At 35.0% G+C, this 8,957-nt stretch carries 8 protein-coding genes; 1 reads left to right on the forward strand and 7 read right to left on the reverse strand.

What is annotated here, in order from left to right:
* The first annotated feature begins 350 nt into the window (after positions 1-350).
* Positions 351-1,136 carry a sulfite exporter TauE/SafE family protein gene (locus ACODST_RS27485; protein ID WP_488935296.1) on the forward strand — a complete coding sequence of 262 codons (786 nt, stop codon included), beginning with the start codon at positions 351-353 and terminating at the stop codon, positions 1,134-1,136.
* 532 nt (positions 1,137-1,668) lie between these two features.
* Here the strand turns inward: ACODST_RS27485 and ACODST_RS27490 are convergent.
* The 7 genes from ACODST_RS27490 to ACODST_RS27520 all read right to left on the reverse strand — a co-directional run bounded on the left by ACODST_RS27490 (position 1,669) and on the right by ACODST_RS27520 (position 8,713).
* Positions 1,669-2,091, reverse strand: a complete 423-nt coding sequence (locus tag ACODST_RS27490) for a helix-turn-helix domain-containing protein (protein ID WP_488935297.1) — start codon at positions 2,089-2,091, stop codon at positions 1,669-1,671.
* A 226-nt stretch (positions 2,092-2,317) separates the two neighbouring features.
* Positions 2,318-2,737, reverse strand: a complete 420-nt coding sequence (locus ACODST_RS27495) for a hypothetical protein (RefSeq protein WP_488935298.1) — start codon at positions 2,735-2,737, stop codon at positions 2,318-2,320.
* Positions 2,737-3,186, reverse strand: a complete 450-nt coding sequence (locus tag ACODST_RS27500; RefSeq protein WP_488935299.1) for a Panacea domain-containing protein — start codon at positions 3,184-3,186, stop codon at positions 2,737-2,739. Before ACODST_RS27500 ends, ACODST_RS27495 begins: the two co-directional genes overlap by 1 nt.
* 103 nt (positions 3,187-3,289) lie before the next feature.
* On the reverse strand, positions 3,290-4,915 hold the full coding sequence (locus ACODST_RS27505) for a DUF1444 domain-containing protein (RefSeq protein ID WP_488935300.1): 1,626 nt from the start codon (positions 4,913-4,915) through the stop codon (positions 3,290-3,292).
* A 194-nt stretch (positions 4,916-5,109) separates the two neighbouring features.
* Positions 5,110-5,892 (reverse strand): DUF1444 family protein, encoded by a 783-nt coding sequence (locus ACODST_RS27510; RefSeq protein ID WP_488935301.1) that lies wholly within the window; start codon positions 5,890-5,892, stop codon positions 5,110-5,112.
* Between the two features lie 395 nt (positions 5,893-6,287).
* The gene (gene cydB / locus ACODST_RS27515; RefSeq protein ID WP_488935302.1) at positions 6,288-7,364 is read right to left on the reverse strand and encodes a cytochrome d ubiquinol oxidase subunit II; all 1,077 of its coding nucleotides are present in this window, start codon (positions 7,362-7,364) and stop codon (positions 6,288-6,290) included.
* 2 nt (positions 7,365-7,366) lie between these two features.
* A complete protein-coding gene (locus tag ACODST_RS27520; RefSeq protein WP_488935303.1) occupies positions 7,367-8,713 on the reverse strand; it encodes a cytochrome ubiquinol oxidase subunit I in 1,347 nt (448 codons plus the stop codon).
* Positions 8,714-8,957: the final 244 nt, after the last annotated feature.

Here is an 8,957-nt window from a genome sequence, read left to right on the forward strand (position 1 = left end):
TAGCAACAAACATAGCTATGTGTAAATAATGTGTTATTTTTTTTAACCTTTACCTTAGGAAAAGATCTATGTTTCTATGTATTTAAATTTATAAGTCCGAAAAAATCCTTTTACTCCTTGTAATCTGCGACAAAGAAAAATTCGTAATAATTCGTGAATTCGTGGCCAAAAAAAATCTACGTTTCTACGTGTTTAAATTTATAAGTCCGGAAAAATCCCTTTACTCCGTGTAATCCGCCACAAAGAAAAATTCTTAATAATTCGTGAATTCGTGGCAAAAAAAATCTTCTGTGATAAATGTTACTGTAGGTTTCTGATTTCCGAAGCAACTTTGCATAAAAACAAATGCAATGGAATATTTGGGATATTTTGCTTCAATCATTATTGGGATTTCGCTGGGCTTAATTGGCGGCGGAGGCTCTATTCTGACGATTCCTATTTTGGTTTATCTTTTTAAAGTAAATCCGGATCAGGCTACATCGTATTCCTTGTTTATTGTGGGATTAACCGCTTTGTCCGGCAGTTACAGCCATTACAAAATGGGAAACCTGAAACTCAAATCGGCTTTGTATTTTGCGGTGCCTTCGGTGATTTCTATTTTAATTATCCGCGAAGTTATTTTTCCGCAGATTGCTGCTACCCTGTTTTGTGTCGCTTCTTACTCAGTTTCGAAGGATTTTCTGATCATGATTGTTTTCTCAGTTTTAATGATCACCGCTGCAATTTCGATGATTCGGAAAAACCAGCCAGAAATAAAAAGTACCGAAACCAATTATACACAGCTCAGCATCATTGGTTTTCTGGTGGGCATTGTAACCGGGTTTCTGGGTGCCGGCGGGGGATTCTTAATTATTCCGGCTTTATTGTTTTTTGCCAAATTACCTATGAAACAAGCCGTTGGAACTTCACTTTTAATTATTACTATTAATTCGTCGATAGGTTTTGCAGGCGATTTATATATAGGAACCCCAATCGATTATACTTTTTTGTTAAGCGTTTCTGCTATGGCACTTATCGGAATGTTAATTGGCAGTCAGCTTTCCAAAAAAATAGACGGAGCAAAATTAAAACCGCTTTTTGGCTGGTTTGTGCTCGTAATGGGATTTTATATTATTGCCAAAGAGGTATTATTTTAATTTTTGGTTTCCTGCAGATTTAACAGATAAAGCATTTTTTTGTTTTAAATATTTTTGAATTTAGTTTCACTTGTAGAGTAATCTTTGTCAGGATTTTTAATTTTGACAAAGATGAAACTAAAAAATCCGTTTATTCTGGGGGGAATAAACGGATTTGTATTTTATTTAGGTAAAGCTTTATCTACTGACTAATATTTTTTAACACACAGGAACAACACTTTATTTAAAAAAGGCATTTTACTAGATACTCTCAAATTATGTATGAGAACATCCTTTGTTTATACCTCTTTTGTTCTGCAGGAACGTTTCTTTAAATATCATTTTAAACCATCTGAAAAACCAAACGTTCCTACGGAACGTTAACGTGCATTGTTATTTTTTTCTACCAACGAAGCATTCCTACGGAATGACACTTTCGAGTATCAAAAAGGGCTGTCTCAATATTTGAGACAGCCCTCGAAAACTGTTTTTTTATTTCTTTTTTAACACAATTCTATAAAGTTACCGGAACTATATTTCTGCGTGTTAACCACTATTTTTCTTTATTCAAAAGTTTTTCTAAATATTCTACCTTTTCTTTTTCTGCCTGAACTAGTTCTTTTTCAGCCAAAACCAAACGTTCATAAAGTTCGATCACTTTATCTAATGGATTAAAAGTAGCATACATTCCCTGATTAAAACTATTTCCCTGACTTGAACTCTGATCGTAAAAGTTATTAAAGAAATTGAAAACAGATTCTTCTGAAAAATTTTCAATCGCTTCTACCGTTACGCCAAGCGCTTTGGCAATTTGTACCAGTTTATCAAATTCGACAGTTTCACTTGTTTCAATACTTGAAATAGTCTGCTGGCTTGTGCCAATAGCATCAGCAAGTGCTCCTTGTTTCATGCCGCGAAGTTCTCTGATTCGGCTGATATTTCGGCCTATATTTCTGGGTTTGATTGATGTGCTCATAATTCAAAGATATTTAAAATTCTTTACAATTTTCGGTTTTGGTAAAATACAAATTTGTCTTTGTAAAATACAATTTCAGAAGATTTAAAAAGAAACAAAAATACAATTTTTCGGACAAGAAAAGACTTGAGACTAAAAAACCGTTTATTCTCGAAAAGATTAAACGGTTTTGTATTTTTTATGTTATTTCTTTTTGGTCAGATCAACTTTTATATTCCAAAAAAAATTATTGCTTTCCTGCTGGTTTTCTGTAAAACAAATACCTCAAAACCAAAGTATAAAAGGCAAAAATCGAAGTTGTTAAAGTTCCTATTATAAAAAGAAATTCGGTTTGCGACAAAATAAAAAACTTATACGATACCCCAAAACCGTGTAAGAGAATCACAGCTGCAATGAAAATAGCCCAGGTCGAAGAAAAAATAAAAGCTTTTTTGGCATTTTCCTGTCTTAGCTTTCGTTCAGAACTTTCGTTGGCCTGCTCGATCTCAAATCTTTTGAGTTCAATATATTCCGAATGGCTTTTCGGATCATAAGGTTTCATGAGGTGTTCTTCTTTTTCGGCCTCTTTGGTTACATCTTTGGGAACATTAATGATGTCGTTTCCTAAAGCACTTGCGGGCAATTTTTCGGCTAAAGTTTTTTCCATTAATTTTTTAGTTTTTCCTGATAGTACTCTTTAATCAAATCATTTCCTATTATGACATCATGTGTGCCGTCCCAGGTTTGCGACCACGGACTTCCCTCTTCGTGCGTAAGTGCCGAAAGCTGTAAACCGGATAAGCTTTTATAGTTGTCCCAGATTTTTTTCAGGAAATCTTTGTCTTCTTTTTTAAGGGGAGTTTTGGCCGATATATTAATCAAAAACGGATCTACGGGATCTTTGCCAAACATTCGGATCTCATAATACAAATCAGGAATCACCGATCCGTATTTCCAGGCCTGGATTTCATTATTAAAAAGAGGTTTTCCGGTGATCCCCAGATGCCAGCCATGCGAAATATACGTAAGTTTAAGCAGTTTCATGGGGTCAAGTCCCTGACCTTCTTCCTCTGCCAGTTCTATGAAATACTTTGCTATATCAAAACAATTATACATTTGATTTGTTTTATTTCTCTATTAACAAAACTAAGAAAAAGAAGATAAAATCCAAATTTGTAAAAATTATATTATGGAAATTTAACCTTAGCGGCTTTCAATCTTATTCTAAGACCTCAAAACGTTTTCCTCTGTATACAAACAATTTATCCGAAATAACTAGGCCTCCCTCTTTTTTCATGTTATTTATAATCTCGTAAAATTTAAATAAATTAGCCTGATCCTTACTTCCTGTAACAAACACTTTATTGGAAATGGGAATTGCAATTACTAAATCTCCCTGCACCTTCAGATATTCGCTTTCCCATATATCCAGCAAAATCAGCCCTGAAGCATATTTTCCATTCGAAGTTACCTCATAAAGTCCCTCTTCTCCGGCAATCGCTACGTTCCAGTCGGCAGTAAGGTTTTCTATGGCCTTAGCCCTTAAATCCTCAAGCGAGTAATTTAAAAACAGGATATCTGACTGTCTGATAAAGTACATTGAATATTCTCTTTTTTCTACATAAAAAACGAGCAGTTCCTGGCTATAACTATCACAAACAATTCTTTCAAAATCCGGTTCGGTTTCAGAAAGCCTTTCTACAAATTTCTTATCTCCAATAAATGGAAACATTTTAGAAGTCTCCAGTTTTGTATGCATATAAGTATCATAAGCATGATTAACATAAGAATCAATGACTGAATCCAGAGTCTCAGGATGTTTTACATACTTATCGTAACACTTATAATATTCAAATCTAATTTTTTGGTATCTATACTCTGTAATAATCTCCAGTCTTTCCTGCGAGATAATTTTTATCCCCTCAATTCTTTCGCTTAACTTTTTCATAATCAGCTGAGCAAATTCATTTTCAGATAATAATTCGTCTTCAGATAGTGGCTTATTTTTTTGATAGACAATTTTTAGATTTTGAACAGGTAAAGAATCTTCGGAATCCTCTTCAAAAACAACAAAGCTGTCGTAGTCATTCAGCAGAAATAGTTTGTCTGAAATAATGGCGCATCCTTCATTTTTGAGTTTGTCTATAATACCACGAAGCCTGGACAGACTTTCCCGGTCTTCGCTTCCTGTAACAAAAAATGTATCCCGCGTAGGAAGCGCTGCAACAATATGCCCCGAAACAGAAAATTGTTCTCTAAGCAGTAAATTCAGAAGTATAAAACTTGATTCATACAATCCTCCGGCGATAATTCTGCTAAGCCCATCTGTATCACGAACTCCTAAATCGGGAAGATTAGCCAGATTGTTGGCCGCCTTTATAAGCAATTCTTCTGTTGAATAGTTCAAATCTCTCAGGTCTCTTTTTTGAAGAGGATAAAGCTTACCTTCACGTTCTTCAACAAAAAAAACAGCCAGTTCCTCATTAACATACTGATAAACAACATCGTTCATTGCAGAATCGCCTTCAATGCGTTCTTTTATAAATTGCTTATTTTCAATACGCGGCAGGATTTTTTCAGCATTCACTTTTGTGGTCTCCATACGGGCAAAAAAAGCTGATTTTATGTCTGCATAAATTTCATCTACTGAATCGGGATTTTCTGCATATTTTTCATACTCTTTCTCATAATTAAAAATATTCCGGTCATTTTTATATTCTATAAGCAGTAGTCCGGCTGTTCGTGAAATGACTTTAAGACCATCAATACTTAAAGGTAATTTTTCGCTAAGTTTTTTAACAAATTCTTCGAGTGTTAGTATTTTCTTTTTCTTTTTAAAAAACATAGATAAAATAGTTTAAAGCAGTTTAGTTTTTATAGGTTCCCTCCGGCTGGAGATAATCAAATATAGGCAAAAAGGTTTTAACCAAACCATTCCATTTTGGCTAAAAATTTTTCAAATCAGGCAAAAAAACTCCGGTTAAAACCGGAGTCAATTTATTTTATATCGGTAATAAAATAGTAGTATTTATTTATTTTTTACAAAACTTCAAATTTTCCGTTTCGCCTTTCAAAAAGTTTATCCGAAACAATATGGTCTCCGGTTTCGTTTATTTTCTGCACCGAATCGTACAGTAAATGAAGGTTTTTAGAGTCCCTGCTTCCGGTAACATACAATATGTCGCGGGCCGGAATTCCTATGACGAAATCACCGTTTACCTGAAAATTTTCATTGTACCAGATATCCAGCAAAATCAAACTTGATTCGTAGTTGCCGCCGGCCGTTACCATGTAAAATCCGTCTTCGCCATGGCGCTCCATATTGAGCTGGCTCATGAGGTTTTCTAAGGCTTTTTCTTTTAGTTTTTCTAAACTAAAGTCTATGGTTTCTAAATCTTTTTTCGAAATATACTGAATGGAGTGCTCTTTGTCTTCGGCATAAAAAATGGTGATTTCCTCGTTATACGATTCAAAAACATGATTCTCTTCAAAATTAGGATTGAGTTCTTTAAGGCTTCGCAGAAATCGGTTGTCTTTTACAACCGGAAAAATCCTGTCTACCACTATCTCTTCTTTGGGAGCATATAATTCACGTGCCGAGTTTAAATACTTTTCGATAACCTCTTTAATCGCTTTAGGTTCTCTGATATATTCAAAATAGGCATTATCTAAAAAATGCTGGTAATCAGCATCACTAAATTCAGTCTTTACTTCAAAATCCTGTATTGAAATGATCTTTAAGCCACTAATTTCTTTACTTAATTTCTTCGCAAATTTTGCTGTAAACTCTGTTTCTGATAATAGTTTCTTTTTAAAAAACATAAATACTTATTTTCTGAATTATTTCTAAATTAATAGGCTGTTGGTGTTAATAAGAGGAATTATAAACAGTTTTTTGCTGTTTTAGCCCAAATATACCTAAATATTTTGGCTAAAAACAAACTCTTTAAATTAAAAAAACCGTTGATGATAACCAACGGTCTTTAAATGATTCCAGTAAGTTACGATTAAATATTTTTAGTACCAAAAGAAATTAAAAATTCCTCATGGTTCTAATTTAAAATTACTGCTTACAATCGAGGCTTTCTGTTTTTTCAATCATTCATTTTCACTTTTAAGCAGATTTTCATTCTGTTTTTCACAGCAATACAATACAGATTATTGTTAAAAGAGTCAGAATAATGTATTTCATAATAAAACAGATCAGATATTAAGAATCAATGTTCCCCATACCCAACATCGTCCATTTTACCGCTAAAAACACGATACTGAATAATAAAGTAAATAATCACCAGAAACAAAGCGATAAAAAACCAGCTCAGTCCGGCATTTAAACCATATTCGTGAGCCGCCGTATTATAAATCGTTAACGACGGGTTTACTTTGTTGGTGGAAGGCAGTACATTTGGAAAAATTGAAACGGCTGTTGAAGCAAATCCTCCTACCAGAAATAAGGTCGAAAACAGAAATCCGTAACCGTCTTTTTGAAACGAACGGACTTTAAATAATCCTAAAATCCCGGCAAAAGTTAAAAGCGGAAAAAACCATAAAACGGGATTCTCTACAAAATTATGAAACGGTTTAGGTTCAATAAAATGCCAGATCTGCAGCGAAATACAAACCAAAACAAGAAGGACAATATTCAGCGCAAAAACCACTTTTTTAAGTTTTGGGTTTAATGAAGAATTGGTTTTATAAATAATCCAGTTGGCACCGTGAATGGTTAAAGCCACGACACTTACAACACCAAGAAAAAGGGTAAACCAATCTATAATCCCTAATTCATTAGACTGCGGACTAAAAGTAGGATTCCATAAAGGCAGAAAGAAATAATGAGCTTCCTGAGTAGAAACCCCGTTTTGCACCATTCCGAGATTAACCCCGCGAACAATATTTCCTAAGGCAATTCCGAAAAAAAGGGCCAGAAGCAGGCTCGCGATTCCAAAAGCTTTATCCCAGATGGTTTCCCACATAGCATTATGAATCTGTCCCCGCATTTCGAGTCCGATGGCACGAAAAATCAAAAGCCATAAAATCATAATCAGCGGAAGATAAAATCCACTGAAAGAAGAAGCATACAAAGTAGGAAAAGCAAAAAACAAAACTCCTCCGGCAGCAATAAGCCAGACTTCATTAGCATCCCAAAACGGGCCAATCGAATTGGTAATTACCTTTTTATCCCTTTCGGTATCAGCAAAAAACAAATGAATAATGCCTGCCCCAAAATCATAACCGTCTAAAACCAGATAAACGGCCAGGATTCCCATTAAAACTACGTACCAAAAAAATTCCATACTTATATATTTTCAGTTACAGTCTCTCCTTTATGAGGACCTTTATTGATAATTTTTCCAACCAAAAGTAAAAACAGCATTCCAAGCAGCAGATACAATCCGATAAATCCAAGCAGTGTAAACAAAGTATTTCCTGAAGAAACGGTTGGCGATGCTCCGGCTGCTGTTCGCAGTAAATTATAAACCAGCCAGGGCTGTCTTCCCAATTCGGCCGTGTACCAGCCTGTGGTATTGGCAATATAGGGAAACGGCATCATGAACATAAGGGACCATAAAATCCATTTGGTTTCAAATAGTTTTCCTCTCACTAACTGAAAAAGAGAAAGTACCATTAAGCCAATAAAAACGGTCCCGAGTCCTACCATAATATGATAAGCATAATACAATCCCGAAATATTAGTTGGATGAAGATCTTCTTCAAACTGGTCTAAACCTTTTATTTCCTGATCCCAGTTTCCGTACGTCAGGAAACTTAAAATGTTGGGAACCGCAATTTTATTATCCAGTTTTTTATCTTTAACATCAGGTTGCCCTATTAAAACAATTTCAGAACCTTTTTCTTCCGTATGAAAAATTCCTTCCATGGCTGCAAAAGTTACCGGCTGGTATTTCACCACGTTTTTAGCCAGTAAATCGCCTGTTGGTACAGCCACCACTATACTGGAAATTAAGCCGAAGATAACACCGGTTTTGAGAAACAGTTTCCCAAAAGAAACATTTTTTTTACTTAAAACATAGAACGCTCCAATTCCGGCCACAACAAAAGAACTGGTTACCAGAGAAGCGGCCTGATTGTGCAGATAAGAAGGCCAAAGCCACGGATTTAAAAATAATGCCTGAAAATTATTCAGCACAAATTTTCCGTTTTCTAAAATTTCATAACCCACCGGATTCTGCATCCACGAATGTGTGGCAATAATTAAAAATCCGCTGGCCCAGGAACCAATCATGATTAATAATCCGGTTACAAAATGCCATTTATGTCCCAGCAGTTTTTCTCCAAACAAAAACAAACCTAAAAACGACGATTCGAGAAAAAAAGAAAACATTCCTTCCATTGCCAGTGTCTGACCAATGATTCCGCCTGTTAATTCGGAAAACTTTGCCCAGTTGGTTCCAAATTGAAATTCCATGGGAATTCCCGTTACAACACCCATTGCAAAATTGAGGGCAAAGATTTTCATCCAGAAATGGGTAGCGTGGTTGTATTGTTCGTTTTTAGTTTTTAGATATTTCCACTTGAAGTACACAATAATAAGCGAAAGACCCATTGTAAGCTGTGGAAAAAGGTAATGAAAAGTAATGGTGAAGGCAAATTGCATTCGGTCATAAAAGAGCATTTCTTCCATAATGGTAATTTGTTTATGAAGTTCCACAAATTTAACCATTACAAGCCGAATTAACGCCCTTTAAAAAAAGTTTATCACCCAATATTTGTGAAACTTTTCAACAATTTAAAGGGTAGAAATGACACTTGTCATTTTTTGAGCTGTGTACAGTTTGTCAGAAATGACAATATCGTCTATACATTTGCGTATTTAAACATAGCCCGTGGTTACAACCACGGGAAACGTATCGTGACAGGCATTGTGT

Source organism: Flavobacterium sp. FG19, assembly GCF_057809475.1.